The organism is Snodgrassella sp. M0110, assembly GCF_016101465.1.
Taxonomy (GTDB): Bacteria; Pseudomonadota; Gammaproteobacteria; order Burkholderiales; family Neisseriaceae; genus Snodgrassella; species Snodgrassella alvi.
In genome coordinates this window covers 121,560-141,108 of sequence record NZ_JACFQM010000001.1, presented here as the reverse complement: position 1 = coordinate 141,108, position 19,549 = coordinate 121,560, and the positions used below count along the sequence as shown (strand labels likewise).

Genomic DNA, 19,549 nt, shown 5'->3' with positions numbered 1-19,549 from the left:
GTAATTAGTATTTGACACCCATAGCCCTGCCTGACTAAATCATTCGCGGCAAACTTAAAGGCTTTCATCATAAAGAAGGTGTAAAGATCATATCCGCTATTCAGCATCACACGATACCTGCTAAACAGCGTGTGTCCGGTATCCGATCAGTATGGACCGGACACTTAACTGGGGTAGCCATTCTTCTGTTATTCTGCCAGGTGCTCGGGCACAGTAGCGGCTGCGTTTTCAGGTTTTGTCCTGCCTGATCACGTCTGAAGCCGTGGCTTGCCACCTGATGGAGTCAAACTTAATCACTAACCCTTGCTGCTGACGGCTGGTCAGCAACACGGGGAAATACGCCTGCAACAGTGCGTTTTTCCGGTAAATACGTTAACATTTCATTATTTACAGCCAAATTGCGCTTTCAGGCACTTTTCAGCTTCGGGCAAAATGCGGCCATTTTTGGTTCAGTTCAGTCTGCCAACACGATATTTGGTCATGACCACTGATGACTTTTATTTATTTATAAAAGCTTACGGATTATAAGCAATATGACGGTTTTAAGCAAAGATTCAGTGCAGTTTTTATCTGTCTGTGCAGAAAGCGCCGGTCAGAGACTGGATAATTATTTAATAAGGGAATTAAAAGGAGTACCGAAAAGTCATATTCAGCGCATTATCCGTAACGGAGAAGTCCGTCTGAACAAAAAGCGCTGTAAAGGAACAGACCGGATTCAGGTCAATGATGAAATTCGTTTACCCCCGATTCGTACTGCTGCCAGATACCCATCCGCAACAACTTTGACTATTCCTGCTCAGGAATTTACGGTTGTGTATGAAGATGATGTATTACTTGTGATTAACAAACCGGCCGGTATTGCGGTACATGGCGGCAGTGGTATTAGTTTTGGCGTTATTGAGCAACTGCGCCGCGCCCGCCCTGAATCCCGTTATCTGGAGCTGGTTCACAGGCTGGATAAAGATACCAGCGGCTTGCTGATGATAGCCAAAAAACGCAGTGCACTGGTCAAACTGCATGAATCAATTCGCCAGAATCATCCGCATAAAGTGTATCTGGCTCTGGCCATTGGCAACTGGCCGGAAAATATACGGCAAGTTAAACTTCCGCTACTGAAATATACCGGTGCACAAGGGGAAAAGATGGTACGTATCGCCGGCAACACGCAGGAAGGACAACGGGCGCATACGCAGTTCCGGATACTGCAGCGTTATGCAGGTGAGCAATTACACCATATGGGAATCAGAGCATTGACACTTATGGAAGCGACACTTAAAACAGGCCGTACCCACCAGATACGTGTCCATATGCAATCACAGTCATGCCCTATTGCCGGAGATGAGCGTTATGGTGATTATCAGATAAATAAGCGCCTGCAAAAAGCCGGGCTGAAAAGAATGTTTTTACATGCTGCTGAATTAACGCTGGCTCATCCGGTTAGTGGCGATATTTTACAGCTTACCGCTCCTTTACCGGATGATCTGCAGCTATTCCTGAGTCATTTACCAATAGTACCCGGCAAATGATAATTGATGCTTATATCCGTATTTGCCTGCATTAGAATGCTTGCTTTTGCAGCCACTGTTTGAGTTGAGAACCACACTGATGATGGCGCAGACTATATTCAATGAATGTTTTCATATAGCCAAGTTTGTCTCCGCAATCATGTGAACAGCCCTGAATCACAAAAGCATCTACAGCTTCATGCTGCATCAGGGCAGCAATGGCATCAGTAAGCTGAATCTCGCCTCCTGCACCGGGTAAGGTTTTTTCCAGCAAAGGCCAGATAGCAGCTGAAAGCACATAGCGGCCAACCACAGCCAGATCAGATGGAGCCTGTCCGGTCGCCGGTTTTTCCACAATAGCACTCATACTGATGCTGTTTCCGGAATCAGCCTGCTGACTATTACAATCGACAATGCCATATTTATTAACCTCACTCATCGGCACACGTTCAACCATAATCTGGCTGCGCTGTGTATTCCGGAACTGTTTTAGCATTGCTGCCAGATTATCTGTGGACAGATTACAGGTATTTTCATCGATCAGTACATCAGACAGCAATACCGCAAATGGTTCATCACCAATCACAGAACGTGCACACAAGATAGCATGTCCCAAACCTTTAGCTTCACTCTGACGTACCTGAATGATTTGCATTCCATTGGGCAATACACTACGCGTTTCACTCAGTAAAGCCGTTTTACCTTTACTCTGTAACTGTGTTTCCAGCTCAAAAGCCGTATCAAAATGGTTTTCTATAGCAGTTTTAGATGCATGATTAACGAGAACAATTTCATTAATTCCTGCTGCCGCACATTCTTGAACGATATATTGAATTAAGGGTTTATCGGCTACGGTCAGCATTTCTTTAGGAATGGCTTTTGTGGCCGGTAACATACGTGTGCCAAAACCAGCCACAGGAATCACAGCTTTCATTTAATTTTTTCCATTCTGTTGAAATCGTTATACAAATATAAAATATATGTAATATAAAAAATAAATGCAGATAATTATCCGATTAACTTGACTGACAATCCATCAGGGATATTATCGATTTATTATTCCTAATAAAAATAAATTTAAAAGTAACAATCTGATGTTCTTAAGCTTGCAGCTTACTCAGTGCAGTCAATACCTCAGCTACCGCTACTGCACCCGGATCAGCCACTCCGGCGAGATTTTGCTGATTAACATAAGATGAGCGCCCTGCTCCGGCTTTATGCATATCAGCAGTTTTTTCCGCACCCTCTCTGGCTGCCGGTATTGCTGCGGAAAAACCCTGTTTCTGCCATGCAATTAATGCCGGTTGCAGTGCATCGATTAAAGTTCGGTCACCTATATCTGCACCGCCATAATGTTTCATTTGAGCCAGCCCGGTTAATAATGCTTCTGCCAGTGTACCGCCTGTCTGTAATTTCTGACCGGCAGCGGTGAAAAAAATCGACATCAATACCCCGCTTGAACCACCCATGACAACAGACAGTCGCTCGCCAATACACAACAACAGTTGAGGTAAATCATTTAACGGTAAATGTTTTTGTGCTAGCTGCCGGGCAATAGCATGCGCAGCATGAGCAAATGTACTTCCGGTATCGCCATCACCTACTTTTGCATCGAGAGCATTAAGCTGATTTTCTAGCCGGATCAGTGTATCTGTAATGACTGTGATACATTCTGCTGCCTGAGCGTTTTCAGACGGAATATAAGCAGACTGTTTATATTCGGTTTCACATACTACGGTTTTTAAGGGCTGTAAAACCACGGGTTTCTGCCATCCCTGTGTTTCTACGGGCGCATTCAGCGCCTTGCTGAAGTAATCGTTCAGCTTAAGCAACGAAAGTGAAAAACCTTTCATATCCAATGAGGTAACCAGTGAGGCAGGACCAATCAGTAAATCAGTTTGTTTACTAATGGCTGAATGCGCTAGCTCGCGTGTCAGTACAGCCATTTCCAGGGCAGATACACCACCCAGATTATTAATTAAAACAGCAAAACGACCTGATCCGGCTGACTTCGATAATGCCTGAACCAGTGTATCGATCAGCATTCTGCTGTTGTGCGTATCCACTATTGAAGCGCCCGGCTCACCATGAATACCCAGTCCCAGTTCAACCTGTCCGGCTTTAATTCGCTTTTCTTCCGTATTGTCCGGCAAATTACAGGTCTGCATAGCGACACCCAAACTATACAGATTGTCACAGGCTTGCTGTGCTATCTCGCGTACCTGAGTCAGGGATTTACCTTCTTCTGCTGCATAACCTGCTATTTTATGCACTAGTACTGTACCGGCAATACCGCGGGGCTGTCTGTTTTCCGGCAATGAAATATCATCGGCAACGATTACCATCTCTACGTTTAGCCCATGACTTTTAGCCTTTTCTGCCGCCAGCCCGAAATTCAGCCGGTCTCCGGTATAATTTTTGACAATTAATAAACAGCCTTGTTCCCCCGTTACCGCCACAATTGCATTAAATACTGCATCGACGCTGGGCGAAGCAAATAAATCTCCGCACACAGCTGCTGTTAACATACCTTTGCCAACAAAACCAGCATGTGCGGGTTCATGACCGGAGCCTCCGCCGGAAATAACGGCTACCCGGCTTTTATCCCAGTCACTACGCATCACTACCCGTATTGCCGGATCTGTATCCAGTCTGACAAGATTGCCCTGAGGCGCGGAAATGACTAAACCCTCAATCGCTTCATTGACCAGTTGTTTACGGTCATTAAAAAAGAATCTGGACATGATTTTCCAAGTTTTAATTAACAAATGAGAAACATAAATAATGCTGAATATCAACTATATACATCAACCGGGTTAGTCGATTTAATCTTTAAAGTAAATGAAAGTCTGCACAAACAACCTGCTTTTAAATTTTCTGCACAATGTATAAATTCAATCTATAAATTCAAAGACTAGTCTCTGATACAACATGACCCATCATTTTTGTATTATTTTATTCTATTACTCGCTGCATAATTTACTGATACTGGCAGGCTGATGACTGCACTATTATAATTATAATGTAGACGTTGATACGGATAAAGCTTGACCCGAATTCTTAATCGATAAGAACATACATAAATATTAATTCAGATATAATTTGATTGTGGCCTGATTTCAGATATAAACCAGTTTGCAAAATAAACAAAGCTGGCAGAATCAGATTTGCCGGATATCAAAACTAAAAGCAGAGAATAAACCAAATGACAATCAAAATTAATAAATCAGAACCGGCAAATGGTAATCCCGAGGAAAATAGCAATTGGGAACGTAGCATGCTGGAGAAGCTGTTACTTGAGGTATACCGCGAACAACGGCGCAATCGAATCTGGCGCTGGGCCTGGCGGTTACTCTGGCTGTGCATTATTGTCTTTATTATTATAGCAGCGATGGGATCTTCAACCACCGATAGTCCGCATACCGCAGTTATTGATCTGGATGGCGTAATCAGTAGTGAGAATAATCAGGCAGAATTATTACGTAAAAGCCTGAATGCAGCTTATGAGAATAAAAATGTTAAAGGCATTATCATTCGTGCCAACAGCCCGGGCGGTTCACCGGTGATTTCCAGTATTGCCTATGAAGAAATCCGTTATCTGAAAGCAGAACATCCGAAGATACCTTTATATGTTGTAACTGAGGATATGTGTGCCTCCGGTTGTTATTACATTGCCAGTGCTGCAGATAAAATTTATGCAGATCCGTCCAGCCTTGTCGGCAGTATCGGTGTTATTGGCAGCAGTTTTGACTTTACAGGTCTGATTGACAAACTTGGAATTAAACGCCGGGTAAAAATAGCCGGCAACAATAAAGATATGGGCGATCCATTTGTGCCGGAAACCCCGGAACAGGCGGAAATCTGGCAACAAATGTTAAGCAGTATTCATAAACAATTCATTCAGGCGGTGCAGCAGGGGCGTGGCGACCGGTTAAAAGTTGCTGACAATCCAGACATATTCAGCGGTCGTGCCTATACCGGTGAAGAAGCCAAAGCAGTCGGACTAGTAGATGATTTTGGCAATATTTACACAGTTGCCCGCGATGTTATTGAAGCTCCGGAACTGGTAGATTACACTGCTGAAACCAGCTGGAAACGCTTCGGACGAAGCATAGGCAGCACATTACAACAGAATTTTCAGGGTATGGCTGACAAACCATGGTGATATCCGGCTATAACCGCAATAATGAACAGATTTTCTGATTATTATGCCCGTTTATATTTCCTGCTCTAAATTACGGAACCATAAACGGGTATATTGTTATATAGCATTAGGTGAAAACACTGGTAGTACAAAACACAAAATATTCTGCAGCAGCGGCTTTAATTAATTTGTGTATTCTGTACCATTTTTAATTAAATGATTTATTTCACCTGCACATACCGAATTTAATGATTTTCCATTCGATTTGACCATGTTGTTGGTTATAATATTTCACCCTTTTCCCAATATCAACATCATGTATCCTATTATTAAACCATTATTATTCAGACTGGATCCTGAAACAGCCCATTACCTGACTTTAAAATCGCTGCTATGGTTACATCGTTATCATTGTGGTTTTTTACTGGGATGCAAACCAAACTTCTCATTCATGCAGAAAAATACCAATGGTATTTTGCCTGACAACAATATCAACAATACCACAACACTGATGGGACTAACGCTCCCCAATCCTGTAGGACTGGCTGCCGGTCTGGATAAAAATGGTGAATATATTGATGCACTTGCTATGCTGGGATTTGGCTTTATAGAAGTAGGCACTGTGACACCGCTACCTCAGGCAGGCAATCCTAAGCCACGATTATTCAGATTACCAAAGCAACAGGCAATTATTAATCGTATGGGCTTTAACAATTATGGTATTGATACTTTAATCAATAATATTGCAAATAGTAGATATCGCGGCATATTGGGAATTAATATTGGCAAAAATGCTGCCACACCGATTGAAAAAGCAGTGGATGATTATCTGATTTGTCTGGAAAAAGCCTATCCGCATGCCAGTTATGTCACTGTTAATATTTCTTCACCTAACACACGTGATTTACGCAGTCTGCAAAGTGCCGGAGAGCTGGACAGATTATTGAACCATCTGAAAAACCGTCAAGCTCAGCTGGCTACTCAGCAAAGCCGCTATGTGCCTATTGCCATCAAAATTGCTCCCGATCTGGATGAAGAGCAAATTGAAGCCATTGCAGAGGTTGCACTGAATACACAAATAGACGGAATTATTGCCACTAATACCACTATAGACAGAACTACTCTGGGTACGCATAAATTTGCTCAGGAAACTGGCGGGTTGTCTGGTCATCCCGTACAGACACAGAGTAATTATGTTCTGAATCAGTTATCTGCACACATTAATTCGCAAATTCCGCTTATCGGTACAGGGGGTATTATAACCGGAGCGGATGCTGCAGAAAAAATCCGTCTTGGTGCTGCCGCCGTCCAGTTATATTCAGGTCTGATTTTTCGTGGTCCTCAGTTAGTTGCCGAATGTATCAAGAGCTGCTCACGGTTAAAATAACGGGTGTGCTATTACATAAATACTACTAATTTAAGTTTTTATATTTATTAGCAGACTACTTTGTCAGAAAACTTTATGCAACTGCGTTTGGCAGGGAACTCTTGCCTGCGCTATGATGTCAGTCGCACTATACAAACAGACCAGATTACTTTGTACAGTTTTTATCTGTACAGACGGAGACTACACAAAGTGATTTGATTAAATTGAAAGCTCCATCATGCATAACAGCGACATATCGCTGCCGAAGGATATTCAGCGGCCGGCTGAAACGGTACTGGTAAATATTACTCCGCAAGAAACCAGAGTAGCCGTAATAGAAGAAAATACGTTGTGTGAAATTCATATTGAACGTAATTGCGGCCATGGTCTGGTAGGCAATATTTATCTGGGTGTGGTGCGCCGTGTATTACCCGGTATGCAAAGTGCCTTTATTGATATCGGGCTGGAACGTGCCGCTTTTCTGCATATTGTCGATGTACTCGAGCAGCGTCAGCAACCAGAGCAGATTCAGCGTATTGAACACACGCTGCATGAAGGACAGCCAATTGTTGTACAGGTCATCAAAGACCCGATTAATACTAAAGGCGCACGTCTGTCTACGCAGATATCACTGGCAGGCCGTTTTCTCGTATATCTGCCCCAGGATGAGCATATCGGCATCTCACAGCGTATTGAAGACGAAGAGGAACGCAACCAGTTACGTGAGCGGCTGGAAAATCTGTTACCGGCAGATGCTGCACATGGCTATATTATCCGTACCAGTGCCGAAAATGCGACTGATGCAGAATTGCAGGCTGATATCAATTATCTGACCAAGCGATGGCAGCATATTCAGCAACTATCCAAAACCTGTCCGCCTGAAACATTACTGTATCAGGATTTACCCCTGAGTTTACGTGTATTGCGTGATATGTACAGTGACAATATCAATCACATTATTGTGGATTCAACCAGCCATTATCAACGCATGCACGAATTTGCCACGAATTATTCTCAGGGTGCACTGGATAAATTGCAATTATTTAAGGATGATTGTCCGTTATTTGAAAAATACAATATCGAAGCCAAAATTAACCGCTCTCTGCAACCACGGGTGAATCTGGATTTTGGCGGTTATATTATTATTGAGCCGACAGAAGCTATGACTACCATTGATGTAAATACGGGCGGTTTTGTCGGCGCACGCAATTTTGAAGAAACTATCTTTAAAACCAATCTGGAAGCCTGCCATGTGATTGCACGTGAACTGCGTTTACGCAATCTGGGGGGAATTATCATTATTGATTTTATCGATATGACCAACGAAACACACCAGCAGGAAATTCTGACCGAGCTGGCTCAAGCGCTGGCCTACGACCGTACCCGCGTTACACTTAACGGTTTTACCAGTTTAGGTCTGGTAGAGCTAACACGCAAACGTACCCGGGAAAATCTGACCCAGATACTGTGTGAACCCTGTCCTGTCTGTCAGGGGCGTGGTCGCATCAAAACAGCACAAACTATGTGCTATGAGATTTTGCGCGAAATAGTATGCGAATCACGTCGTCCTGATATTAAGCAATTGCGCATACTAGCCTCTCCCAGCGTCATAGATTTATTTCTGGATGAGGAAGCCGATTCTTTGAAAATGCTAAGTGATTTTATTGACAAGCCGATTGCTCTGGCAGTAGAAACCACTTACACTCAGGAACAATATGATATTGTGATTCAATAAATTTAATCTGCAAACGAGAAATTAAACATATGAATTTACCTGATGCTGCTCAGGCTGAAAACCTGTGGCAAACCATTCGTCATGAAACCGAAATAGCAGTCAGCAATGAACCTATACTGGCCAGTTTTCTGCACTTGAGTGTATTACGCCATAAAAATTTTGCCCGCATGCTGGCCTTTCATCTGTCTACCAAAATGTCCAGTGCTGTAATGGATGCGCGGGCATTATTCGAGATTTATCTGGAGGCCTTACATCAGGATACTTCTATTATTCATGCAGCCCTGGCAGATATTGTTGCCTATTATGAACGCGATCCCGCCTGTGAAACCTATAGTTTACCATTATTGTATTACAAAGGTTTTCACGCCATACAGACCCATCGCATTAACCACTGGCTCTGGCAACAGAATCGCCATACTCTAGCCTATTTTTTACAAAATCGTGCTTCAGAAGTTTTAGGAGTTGATATCCATCCGGCTGCTTCAATGGGCTATGGAATTATGATTGACCACGGTACGGGTGTGGTTATTGGCGAAACAGCGGTGCTGGGTAATAATATTTCGCTGTTACACGGTGTTACTCTGGGTGGCTCCGGTAAACAAAGCGGTGACAGGCATCCGAAAATCAGTGACGGTGTCATGATCGGAGCCAATGCCTCCGTATTAGGCAATATTCGTGTACATACCTGCGCCAAAGTAGGTGCCGGCAGTGTCGTAGTTAATGATGTTCCGGAATATTCAACAGTAGTAGGCGTACCTGCGCGCGTTATCAGCAAAACAGATAATCATGAAAGTCCTGCTCAGGAAATGGATCAAAGAATTTAATTTGAATAAGCAGAAGTACACAATAGTTAATGTTAATCAGAAAATTCAACATAAATCTGTATTTAAGATGACAGGCAGCTAAATAAACAGCTGCCTGTATTTTACAGTTTACCAATAAATCCAGAAAACATCTGCGCAGGAAACAGTCAGGACAATCAAATTATATGCTATATGTATAAAATAACATAGATAATAAAAAACGCAAACTCAACCAGAGTTTGCGATTTATTTGGTGGCGAATCAGGGATTCGAACCCCGGACACAAGGATTATGATTCCTCTGCTCTAACCGACTGAGCTAATTCGCCGCATCTCATTTCAAGAGAGACGCAATTATACGATATTTTTCTGATTATGCAAGCACTCAAAAAGAAAAAATTTTTATTTTATTGTTTTTATAAATCATTTTATATGACTTCAATTCATATAGTATTTATCTGGCGTTTAAAGAGCGATAAATGCGCATTTAAAGGAGAATAACACAGTGTTTTACCGGTTTGGCACAGGTATCTGCATGCTTTATGATACAATTCAGCCATTTTTAAATATCGCCTGTTTTCAAGGAATATCATGAGTTTGAAATGTGGCATTGTGGGTTTGCCCAATGTAGGCAAATCTACCCTGTTTAACGCCCTTACCCAGTCTGGTATTGAAGCTGCCAATTATCCTTTCTGCACTATTGAGCCTAATGTCGGTATTGTTGAAGTGCCGGATGATCGCATGGAAGAGCTGGCTAAAATCGTTAATCCCAAACGAACCCAGCCGGCCATCGTTGAATTTGTCGATATTGCCGGGCTGGTAGCCGGAGCCAGTAAAGGCGAAGGTCTGGGTAATCAGTTTCTCGCTAATATCCGTGAAACTGATGCCATCGTAAACGTTGTGCGCTGCTTTGATGATGATAACATTGTGCATGTTTCCGGAAAGGTAGATCCGATTTCGGATATTGAAGTCATTGGTACCGAGCTGGCACTTGCAGATTTGGCCAGTGTAGAAAAAACCATCATACGCGAAAGCAAGAAAGCCAAATCCGGTGATAAAGAAGCACAAAAACTGGTAGCCATTCTGGAACGCTTACAGCAACATCTGCTTGAAGGTAAACCCGTACGCTCGGCAGGGCTGGATAAGGATGAGCTGGCACTGATTAAACCTTTATGTCTGCTTACTGTAAAACCGGCAATGTACGTAGCCAACGTTGCTGAAGATGGCTTTGATAACAACCCGCATCTGGAACGCCTACAACAACTGGCGGCACAGGAAAATGCACCTGTTGTTGCACTATGTGCAGCAATGGAAAGCGAAATTGCCGATCTGGATGAGGCTGATAAAGCCGAATTTCTGCAAGAAATGGGTTTAAAAGAACCGGGTCTGAATCGACTGATTCGCGCCGGCTACGACTTACTCGGTTTGCAAACCTATTTTACTGCCGGCGTTCAGGAAGTCAGAGCATGGACCATCCATAAAGGCGATACTGCCCCTCAGGCTGCCGGTGTTATTCATACCGATTTTGAACGTGGTTTTATCCGTGCTCAGGTTATTGCTTACGAAGATTTCATTGCCTGCGGAGGTGAAGCCAAAGCTAAAGAGGCCGGTAAAATGCGTGCTGAAGGCAAGGAATACATCGTAAATGATGGTGATGTAATTCATTTCCTGTTTAACGTATAACCATTAATCTCTTTAAACCAGCTATATTCTTATCCAGAATATAGCTGGTTTATGCATTTCGGTTAATAATAAATTTATTTTTTAGCCTGACATATCGAACCCTCTCGGTTCGGTTATCTAAACCATCTGCCAGCAACCAATAAATATCAGCTTTGATATTGGTTATCCATATGATTTACCTATTATAAATATCACTGTGTCTATTTATAAACAGAAACTGATAAAGTATTTCCGACCATTACCAAACTAATGAATTATCAATTTATTACAACCACAAATGCAGCAATAAACAAATCGTGTAAAATAATGCATCATTATTAGGCGCTAAAACAGACTAATCAGCCAAAACCAGCAAAAATATGATATTTGCTATTATGTTTTTATGTGCAGTCTGAGCCAGACAAACTTAATTTTAGCTAATTTATTTAATTTGAAAGAACAAAATCCAACCATGACCAGCGTTGTTCACGACTTACAGCAACGAGGCCTGATAGCTCAAACCACTGATGCACAGGCTCTTGATACATTATTAAACGAAAAGAAAATTACTCTGTACTGTGGTTTCGACCCGACAGCCGACAGTCTACATATCGGTCACCTGTTACCTATTCTGGTTTTACGCCGCTTTCAACTGGCCGGACATACACCAATCGCGCTGGTAGGAGGTGCTACCGGTATGATTGGTGATCCGAGCTTCAAGGCACAGGAACGTTCGCTCAACACTTTAGAAACCGTGCAGAACTGGGTAGCCAAGATACGCGCGCAACTACAACCTTTCCTTAGCTTCAGTGGTGACAATGCTGCCATTATGGCAAATAATTTTGACTGGTTCGGCAGCATGAATTGTCTGGATTTTCTGCGCGATATCGGCAAACATTTTTCTGTAAATGCCATGCTGAACAAAGAATCAGTAAAACAGCGTCTAAGCCGTGATGATGTAGGTATTTCATTTACCGAATTTGCCTATGCTCTGCTTCAGGGTTACGATTTTGCTGAACTGTATCGCCGCCACGGTGCCGTATTGCAAATCGGCGGTTCTGATCAGTGGGGTAATATCACCGGAGGGATTGACCTCTCCCGCCGGCTACATCAGGCTACCGTTTATGGTTTGACACTGCCACTGGTGACTAAAGCGGACGGAACTAAATTTGGTAAAACCGAAGGTGGTGCAGTCTGGCTGAGTGCAGAAAAAACCTCTCCTTACCAGTTCTATCAGTTCTGGTTAAAAGTTGCTGATGCGGATGTATATAAATTCCTCAAATATTTTACTTTCCTCAGTGTGGCAGAGATAGAGGCCATTGAAGCCAGCGATCAGGCCAGTGGCAGTAAGCCACAGGCACAGCGCATTCTGGCAGAGGAAATGACCCGACTGATTCATGGTGAAGAAGCTCTGGCTGCAGCACAGCGTATTTCTGCCAGCCTGTTTGCCGAAGATCAGAGTGCACTTACTGAAAGCGATTTTCAGCAATTATCTCTGGATGGCTTACCTGCATTTCCGGTTACTGAATCCATCAATATCGTGCAGGCCTTAACTACTGCGTCACTGGCCAAATCCAATAATGAAGCACGTGGCTTTATCAGTCAGGGAGCAGTCATGGTTAACGGGCAAAAAATTGACAGTGCTGATTACGTATTCAGCAGCGATGACAAACGTTTCGGGCACTACACCATTTTGCGGCGCGGTAAACGCAACCATGCACTACTGGTATGGCAATAAATTTTCATTTTTTGCGAATACATCACTCAAGGGAGTTAATATGAGTAACCACAGCACTATTCTGCAACACCTACCCGTTGGCGAAAAAGTTGGCATTGCTTTTTCCGGCGGACTGGATACCTCTACAGCATTACTCTGGATGAAACTGAAGGGCGCTTTACCTTATGCCTATACAGCTAATCTGGGACAGCCTGATGAAGATGATTATGATGCTATTCCGCAAAAAGCACTCGAATACGGAGCTCAAAAAGCCCGTCTGATTGATTGTCGCACACAGCTGGCGCATGAAGGTATTGCTGCAATACAAAGCGGAGCATTCCATGTACATACGGGTGGCATGCCTTATTTTAATACTACTCCGCTGGGAAGGGCTGTTACCGGCACAATGCTGGTAGCCGCAATGAAAGAAGATGATGTACATATATGGGGTGATGGTTCTACCTATAAAGGCAATGATATTGAACGCTTTTATCGCTACGGGCTGTTAACCAATCCGGCTTTACGCATCTACAAGCCATGGCTGGATCAACAGTTTATTGATGAGCTGGGCGGGCGGCATGAAATGTCTGAATTTCTGATTGCTCAGGGTTTTGACTATAAAATGTCTGTTGAAAAAGCCTACTCAACCGACTCCAATATGCTCGGTGCTACCCATGAAGCTAAAGATCTGGAAATGCTCAATAGCAGCATGAAAATCGTACAGCCGATTATGGGCGTGGCTTTCTGGGATGAACAGGTAAACATTCCGACTGAAGAAGTAAGTGTGCGGTTTGCAGAAGGTGTACCGGTGGCTTTAAATGGTGTTGAATACCATGATCCGGTAGAGCTGATTCTGGAAGCCAACCGTATTGGCGGCCGACATGGTCTTGGCATGACAGATCAGATTGAAAATCGTATTATTGAGGCTAAATCACGCGGTATTTATGAAGCACCGGCAATGGCATTGCTGCATATTGCCTATGAACGCCTGCTTACCGGCATCCATAACGAGGATACGATTGAACAGTACCGCATTAATGGTCTGCGTCTGGGCAGACTGCTGTATCAGGGACGCTGGTTTGATTCACAGGCGCTCATGCTGCGTGAAACTGCGCAACGCTGGGTAGCCAAAGCTATTACCGGTGAAGTTACGCTGGAATTACGCCGCGGTAATGATTACTCTATTCTCAATACCGAATCATCCAATCTTACTTATCAGCCGGAGCGGTTAAGCATGGAAAAAGTAGATAATGCTGCCTTTTCCCCTGCTGACCGTATCGGCCAACTTACCATGCGTAATCTGGATATTATCGATACCCGCAACAAATTGGGTATATATACTCAGAGCGGGCTATTATCAGTAAGTCAGGATGCACTGCTACCTCAGTTAACTGATAAAAAAGATATCTTATAAAAATCTATCATTTCTAGAACTGGATAATACTAATTTATTATCCGGTTTTTTTATTTTATTCAAAAATGAATTGCAACAATAAATAATACGTATTTAAATATTTATCAAAGAACAAACCCATAGCAATAGTAGCCTCGGCTGTATCAGAGTCAATATATGCTAAATGATCATCAGATCGTAAAATCAATGCCTTTTCAATACTATTTCTTTTTTACTATAGCTTGTTCCGCTAACTCCTGCTCGTCGGGAAACAGCTTCAACCAGCCCATCAGGCTTTTTATATTGTTAAATATTTGTTAATTTATTCTTTTTTTGGAATGAGAAGGAATAGAAAATTTTCAAAGAAAACCAATAAAAAAATAAAACTATTGTTATCTTTATTTTTCTACCCAACTTAAATATTGTGACCAGCCCGGATCAAATTCGCACTCAATTTTAATTGAAAGGGTTCTATACTGATCTGCCAGACGTTGTGCTAATGTCATAGCTGATTGTTTATCCTGCACATGCCATAACATGGTTCTTACACCCTGATAAAGGGTATTTTGACAATGAATGCCCTGTTTATTAAATCGTAGAGCCGGATTAATAGTATCTTCTAGCTCATAAACCAGAGATAAATTTTCCTTACTATCCACATCGGCTGTTATAGTTAAAGCATAGCAATAATTGAAATCACCTACCAATACATCGGCTGTCTCATTTCTTTGCACAAATCTTTTGTTATCAGGATCATTTTGATCAATGATTTCAAATACATTCCATCTATCCTCTTTATCAGAAAGAGGAAAAATACCTGTATGCTTTAATTTATCTTGCCATAACTGATCAAACACCGTTACAAATTCATTAAGAGGTACTGCGGTTGCCTCTTTGGGAATTTCTAAAAAGTTGACACAATCGATTTTAATAGAAAAATCATATTCTCCTAATGCATGATCAAGCAAGATAAATGCAGTCGACTGGGCGATTTGCTTCATCTCTTCAGGAATAGTTTTACCAAACGCAATTTCCAAAGAGATTTTACGATATTCTTCATGATGATAAATCAATAAATCAGCCGGGCTCAATGAAAGAGAATGATCATGATGCGTTATAGAGAATACATCCAGATTTTCAACCCGCGTCCTAAATGCTTCTATTTCAAAAAAATTCAGATCCGGTGCATGTTTAACGATTCGTATCACTAGTTCAAACTGCTCAATTCGGCCTTCAGCCGTAAAAATTATTTTATGATTTTTTTTATCTCCTCGTGTAAGCTCAGCAATAACATTTAATTGATTATCTATTAAAAGATTATTGAGATTTTCCATGATAGAGATTGGTTCTAGCGTATTAAATGTCTGCTCAGATGCTTTTACCTGTGTCCAAAATGTTTGAATAGCGAGAGATATTTTATCTTGAGCGATTGGTTTATCTTGTACCGATTGAATATCAGAATTTGATTTTTTTCTCCAGAATTTTTTAAAAAACATAAAGCTCCCCCTTAATTGATTGATAAAAACCATACCAGATAAGTGCCTGAGTATAAGTGAAAAATTGGTCATATTTTTCTTTTATCATAATTTTTATGATATATATCATGTTATAAATAAATTTTCATTTATACAATATCTTAATGATGAATGATAGTTTATAACATCTATAAATCATATATTTGTCTGAATTCAATCCACAAACGAGCAAAAAAATACAGATAAATTCAAGTTTTTTAGCCGTATGAAGACATGAATACAGATTTTGACAGGCTTAGCACTACCAGTCTTTAACATGACAGCATAAAAATTTGATATAGTGTCTGGGGCTATTTTATGAGATACAGAAATTAATCAATTTAATTTTATTAAGAAAGAAATTGACTATTGTAAAGAGTATATATTCTGCTTACCTTGAAAAACTATAGTATAGATAAATATTACAAATAAATTATTTTAAATATTAATATATTATCTTATAAATAGGATCTACTTAATCCTAATAGAATTGGAATATATTAATATTAGTTCAGATAAACAGATACAAACGGAAAATATAATGAAGATACGTGATTGTTTTGAACATAATGGTTATGCTGTTATCAATGATTTAATTACTCCTCAGCAACTAACAGATATAGAACAACAATTAGAACATATTAATTTAACTACTGCCGGCAGTCGTGAGCTTCTGACACAACCATGGTGTCAGATACTTGCTAACAATTTGAAAAATAATACTCAGCTTACTCCCTTGCTCCCAATAAACCCGGTGGCTATCCAATGTACATTATTCAAAAAATCAGCCGATAAAAACTGGCTAGTACCTTTACATCAGGATTTAAGCATAGCAGTCAGACATCAGTTTTCTGATCCTCAGTTTACCGGCTGGTCACATAAACAAAATATGCTATTTGTACAACCGCCGGCACAATATATGCAGCAACTGGTAGCTGTGAGGCTACACATAGATAATTGCCAGCACGAGCATGGTCCGCTTAAAGTAGTTGCCGGTACTCATCAATATGGAAGAATCAATGAATCAACGCTACCGCAGCTTCGAGACCAAAAAGGCGAGCAGGAATGTACCCTGTCTAAAGGAGGAGCTGTTATTATGCGACCACTTATTGTGCATTCTTCGTCAAAAGCTATTCAGACTAATGGCAGACGTGTACTACACTTTTTATATGCACCCGGAAATTTAGCTGAAATTATTCCTTTTCAATTCTGTATTTGATTTTCTCAGCAGAACTACTCAGAATTCAGATATAACTCATTTCAAAACGAATACTATTAATTTTTTATAATAAACTTAATCTATTGACCGCCAAAAATACATATTTATTATTAATAAATTAATTCAAACATGTTTTAATTGACCTAATTTATTTGATAAATAATTTGATCATATCCTGCTGATTGATACATCGGGCTGATATCTGAATTTTATCAATATCAGATATCTGCCAGGGAACAATTGCGCTGCCATAAAGAAGTTTTACAGCGTAAATGACCAATATACTGTAATGGATATACTGGTACAACTGAAGGGATATCACCGGCACGCATATGTAATAAATCCCCGGGAGCAACCCATTCAGCCGGGGTTTTGGTTAAAGGCAATCCTGCATAATTATAGGCAGCGACAACCAGTTGTGAACAAAAGTAACGATCTGAAGAAAAAGGTGTTACCTGCACCACAGCCATGGTATTCAGGCACAAATGGCGAAAAGCCCGCGGAATAACCGGCAATTCACACACTTTTCGGGTAACTGTATAAGGCGTCTGCTTGATAATCCCCATATAATTGTACTTCCCGCCAGCCTCAGCTCTGGCAAATTCACGGATTTTTTCAGCCTGTAACTCATTTAACTGTGGATGGCGATAAACGACCAGTAACGGGTTTTCGTCAATACTTTCAGTCAGCGGCATAATATGTACACCACTTCCCACAGCCTCAGCCACTTCACCATCTCCCAGGTATAAAAAAGCATGGCTTACTGAAGTATTACCAAATAAACGTAAAATACGTGAATTGAGGCTAGAATTAGCAGAAAACAAAATATCGCCACTTTGTAATTCCATCGGCTGCACCAATACAACCCCTGCTTGAGGCGCAGTATTTTGTCGCTGAAATTTTACTGTTACATGTTTTTTCTTGCCAGAACCATTAGAAACCCGCTGAAACTGGGCAGTGCAGGCTACTAATAAATAGCTACATAATACCAAAAACAGCAATTTAGAATATTTCATACTGAAATAAGATTAAATTTTATTAAATATTTATTTTGAAGTTAGATTTGAATTTGTTTAAATAACACAAGGTTTTTTTTAGTTTAATTAGTTAGTGAATACTGTACCCATATGTTTTAAAATAGATTTTACTAAGATAGTAACAAAACATAAGGCATAATATTATCCTTTCAATAGACTTGTATCTTAACACTAAAATAGCTTTTTTACTTTTTAAAATATATAAACTAATCTGACTATTTGTTGTTTATATAAAGTATTAATTCTAATTAACTTTCTTATTGACAAATAATATTATCCTAGAAATAAACTATTCTAATTTACCTATAAATATGTTTCTGTTTTTTTAGGGTAAAAACAAAAACCCTGCTCAAAGCAGGGCTTTAATTAATATAAATTAGAAAATTTATCTAACTCTCTTAGATACCAGAGTGCGGATTTTAACATCTACACGACGATCAGGTTCGATACATGCGATCAAAGCAGTACGTTTCTTGGCAGCTGAAACTTTTTTACCCAGTTGAGCAACTTCACGCTGACAAGATTCGGTCATGCGGGCTTCAGATTTGCCCAAGCCGACTGCAGAAACTTTCCCAGCAGGAACACCTTTAGAAATCAGATACTGTGCAACAGTGTTAGCACGACGATCAGACAAAGTCTGGTTATAAGCATCTGAACCTTTAAAGTCGGTGTGACCTTCAATACGTACAGACTGTACACTGCTGTCAGTCAGCTTAGCAGCCAACTGATCCAGAGTATTGATTGCTTCTGGGCGCAGAGTAAATTTATCAAAGCCAAACAGGAATTTAGCAGCCAGAGGTACTGTTTCGTCAACATATCTAGGTGTTTCAGGAGCAGCCTGTGCTACTTCGGGGTGACCACAGTTGTTACCCAGAGTTGGTTCATTATCATTGTTAAAGCGGTTTTTAACACATTCAGGTGTACCATCGGCACCATTTTCGCGGGTGACGATAATTTCGCCAGTTCCTTTTTCAGGAGCAGAACTGGTAGTATAGCCATTGTAAGCACCAGCAGGTTCACCGGTCCAGTCGGGCCCCGGTACAACACCATTGGCAAAAGCGGCAGTTGAAGCAGCCATAGCAACGATCAATGCGCTCAATTTTAGCTGTTTGGTCATGTTATTCCCTCATCAAAAAATTTGTTATGTGCTGATTCAGCCTGAAATTCGCCTGATCAAAACACAAATACCATTTACAGGCCGCTCAAACCGGGCGGGTAGCTTGGTAAATCACAAGTCTATACTATAAAAACGCAGCATAAACTGTCAATATGCAAACCACCAAGGCGAAGCTGCTAGACGACCCGCTTCCTATCTGTGCATGATGCCTAAAAAAAAGCCTTGTGTCACTTATTTACAACTAAATTCACGACTTTACCCTAATTAAGTTGTATGAAAACAACAGACAAGCTGCACTTATCATACTCATCCGCTGCCGGCAGATTAAGGTAAAAAGA

14 protein-coding genes and 1 tRNA gene are annotated in these 19,549 nt (G+C 41.1%); 9 read left to right on the top strand and 6 right to left on the bottom strand.

The window, feature by feature from the left end; translation table 11 throughout:
- Positions 1-533: 533 nt before the first annotated feature.
- Positions 534-1,526, top strand: coding sequence for an RluA family pseudouridine synthase (locus H3T84_RS00595; protein ID WP_198217112.1), 993 nt, complete (start codon positions 534-536; stop codon positions 1,524-1,526).
- Between the two features lie 31 nt (positions 1,527-1,557).
- On the opposite strand, the gene galU is transcribed toward H3T84_RS00595, so the two are convergent.
- Entirely contained in the window at positions 1,558-2,439 is an 882-nt protein-coding gene (gene galU / locus H3T84_RS00590) for a UTP--glucose-1-phosphate uridylyltransferase GalU (protein WP_198217110.1), read from the bottom strand.
- A gap of 166 nt (positions 2,440-2,605) precedes the next feature.
- On the bottom strand, positions 2,606-4,249 hold the full coding sequence (locus H3T84_RS00585; RefSeq protein WP_174833922.1) for a dihydroxyacetone kinase subunit DhaK: 1,644 nt from the start codon (positions 4,247-4,249) through the stop codon (positions 2,606-2,608).
- Between the two features lie 461 nt (positions 4,250-4,710).
- Between H3T84_RS00585 and sppA the strand changes: the two genes are divergently transcribed.
- From sppA to cysE, 4 genes are all read left to right on the top strand, one after another.
- The gene (gene sppA / locus H3T84_RS00580) at positions 4,711-5,670 is read left to right on the top strand and encodes a signal peptide peptidase SppA (protein WP_198217107.1); all 960 of its coding nucleotides are present in this window, start codon (positions 4,711-4,713) and stop codon (positions 5,668-5,670) included.
- 295 nt (positions 5,671-5,965) lie between these two features.
- A complete protein-coding gene (locus tag H3T84_RS00575; RefSeq protein ID WP_174833924.1) occupies positions 5,966-7,036 on the top strand; it encodes a quinone-dependent dihydroorotate dehydrogenase in 1,071 nt (356 codons plus the stop codon).
- Between the two features lie 217 nt (positions 7,037-7,253).
- Positions 7,254-8,750 carry a ribonuclease G gene (gene rng / locus H3T84_RS00570; RefSeq protein WP_174833925.1) on the top strand — a complete coding sequence of 499 codons (1,497 nt, stop codon included), beginning with the start codon at positions 7,254-7,256 and terminating at the stop codon, positions 8,748-8,750.
- A gap of 29 nt (positions 8,751-8,779) precedes the next feature.
- Positions 8,780-9,574, top strand: coding sequence for a serine O-acetyltransferase (cysE, locus tag H3T84_RS00565; protein ID WP_025331328.1), 795 nt, complete (start codon positions 8,780-8,782; stop codon positions 9,572-9,574).
- 230 nt (positions 9,575-9,804) lie between these two features.
- Here the strand turns inward: cysE and H3T84_RS00560 are convergent.
- Positions 9,805-9,881, bottom strand: a tRNA-Met gene (locus H3T84_RS00560).
- A 262-nt stretch (positions 9,882-10,143) separates the two neighbouring features.
- Here H3T84_RS00560 and ychF point away from each other — a divergent pair.
- The 3 genes from ychF (at position 10,144) to argG (ending at position 14,345) form a co-directional block, all read left to right on the top strand.
- Positions 10,144-11,235, top strand: a complete 1,092-nt coding sequence (gene ychF / locus H3T84_RS00555) for a redox-regulated ATPase YchF (protein ID WP_041878992.1) — start codon at positions 10,144-10,146, stop codon at positions 11,233-11,235.
- A 451-nt stretch (positions 11,236-11,686) separates the two neighbouring features.
- Positions 11,687-12,952 carry a tyrosine--tRNA ligase gene (gene tyrS, locus H3T84_RS00550; RefSeq protein WP_084553843.1) on the top strand — a complete coding sequence of 422 codons (1,266 nt, stop codon included), beginning with the start codon at positions 11,687-11,689 and terminating at the stop codon, positions 12,950-12,952.
- Between the two features lie 40 nt (positions 12,953-12,992).
- Complete coding sequence (gene argG, locus H3T84_RS00545) at positions 12,993-14,345, top strand: argininosuccinate synthase (RefSeq protein ID WP_084563499.1); 1,353 nt, start codon at positions 12,993-12,995, stop codon at positions 14,343-14,345.
- Between the two features lie 377 nt (positions 14,346-14,722).
- Here the strand turns inward: argG and H3T84_RS00540 are convergent, their stop codons facing one another.
- On the bottom strand, positions 14,723-15,820 hold the full coding sequence (locus tag H3T84_RS00540; protein ID WP_198217105.1) for a hypothetical protein: 1,098 nt from the start codon (positions 15,818-15,820) through the stop codon (positions 14,723-14,725).
- Between the two features lie 559 nt (positions 15,821-16,379).
- On the opposite strand from H3T84_RS00540, the gene H3T84_RS00535 reads away from it, so the two are divergent.
- Positions 16,380-17,057 carry a phytanoyl-CoA dioxygenase family protein gene (locus tag H3T84_RS00535; RefSeq protein WP_037474821.1) on the top strand — a complete coding sequence of 226 codons (678 nt, stop codon included), beginning with the start codon at positions 16,380-16,382 and terminating at the stop codon, positions 17,055-17,057.
- A gap of 218 nt (positions 17,058-17,275) precedes the next feature.
- Here H3T84_RS00535 and H3T84_RS00530 read toward each other — a convergent pair whose 3' ends face one another.
- Together H3T84_RS00530 and H3T84_RS00525 are read right to left on the bottom strand one after the other, a co-directional pair.
- Complete coding sequence (locus H3T84_RS00530; protein ID WP_174833930.1) at positions 17,276-18,073, bottom strand: YiiX/YebB-like N1pC/P60 family cysteine hydrolase; 798 nt, start codon at positions 18,071-18,073, stop codon at positions 17,276-17,278.
- A gap of 406 nt (positions 18,074-18,479) precedes the next feature.
- Positions 18,480-19,211 carry an OmpA family protein gene (locus H3T84_RS00525; protein WP_198217103.1) on the bottom strand — a complete coding sequence of 244 codons (732 nt, stop codon included), beginning with the start codon at positions 19,209-19,211 and terminating at the stop codon, positions 18,480-18,482.
- Between the last annotated feature and the right edge of the window lie 338 nt (positions 19,212-19,549).

What these genes read in the sequence shown, in the direction of transcription:
- H3T84_RS00535 (WP_037474821.1), top strand. Translation starts at nt 16,380, where the DNA reads ATGAAGATACGTGATTGTTTTGAACATAATGGTTATGCTGTTATCAAT.
- ychF (WP_041878992.1), top strand. Translation starts at nt 10,144, where the DNA reads ATGAGTTTGAAATGTGGCATTGTGGGTTTGCCCAATGTAGGCAAATCT.
- argG (WP_084563499.1), top strand. Translation starts at nt 12,993, where the DNA reads ATGAGTAACCACAGCACTATTCTGCAACACCTACCCGTTGGCGAAAAA.
- sppA (WP_198217107.1), top strand. Translation starts at nt 4,711, where the DNA reads ATGACAATCAAAATTAATAAATCAGAACCGGCAAATGGTAATCCCGAG.
- H3T84_RS00525 (WP_198217103.1), bottom strand. Translation starts at nt 19,211, where the DNA reads ATGACCAAACAGCTAAAATTGAGCGCATTGATCGTTGCTATGGCTGCT.
- cysE (WP_025331328.1), top strand. Translation starts at nt 8,780, where the DNA reads ATGAATTTACCTGATGCTGCTCAGGCTGAAAACCTGTGGCAAACCATT.
- H3T84_RS00540 (WP_198217105.1), bottom strand. Translation starts at nt 15,820, where the DNA reads ATGTTTTTTAAAAAATTCTGGAGAAAAAAATCAAATTCTGATATTCAA.
- H3T84_RS00585 (WP_174833922.1), bottom strand. Translation starts at nt 4,249, where the DNA reads ATGTCCAGATTCTTTTTTAATGACCGTAAACAACTGGTCAATGAAGCG.
- rng (WP_174833925.1), top strand. Translation starts at nt 7,254, where the DNA reads ATGCATAACAGCGACATATCGCTGCCGAAGGATATTCAGCGGCCGGCT.
- H3T84_RS00530 (WP_174833930.1), bottom strand. Translation starts at nt 18,073, where the DNA reads ATGAAATATTCTAAATTGCTGTTTTTGGTATTATGTAGCTATTTATTA.
- H3T84_RS00575 (WP_174833924.1), top strand. Translation starts at nt 5,966, where the DNA reads ATGTATCCTATTATTAAACCATTATTATTCAGACTGGATCCTGAAACA.
- galU (WP_198217110.1), bottom strand. Translation starts at nt 2,439, where the DNA reads ATGAAAGCTGTGATTCCTGTGGCTGGTTTTGGCACACGTATGTTACCG.
- tyrS (WP_084553843.1), top strand. Translation starts at nt 11,687, where the DNA reads ATGACCAGCGTTGTTCACGACTTACAGCAACGAGGCCTGATAGCTCAA.
- H3T84_RS00595 (WP_198217112.1), top strand. Translation starts at nt 534, where the DNA reads ATGACGGTTTTAAGCAAAGATTCAGTGCAGTTTTTATCTGTCTGTGCA.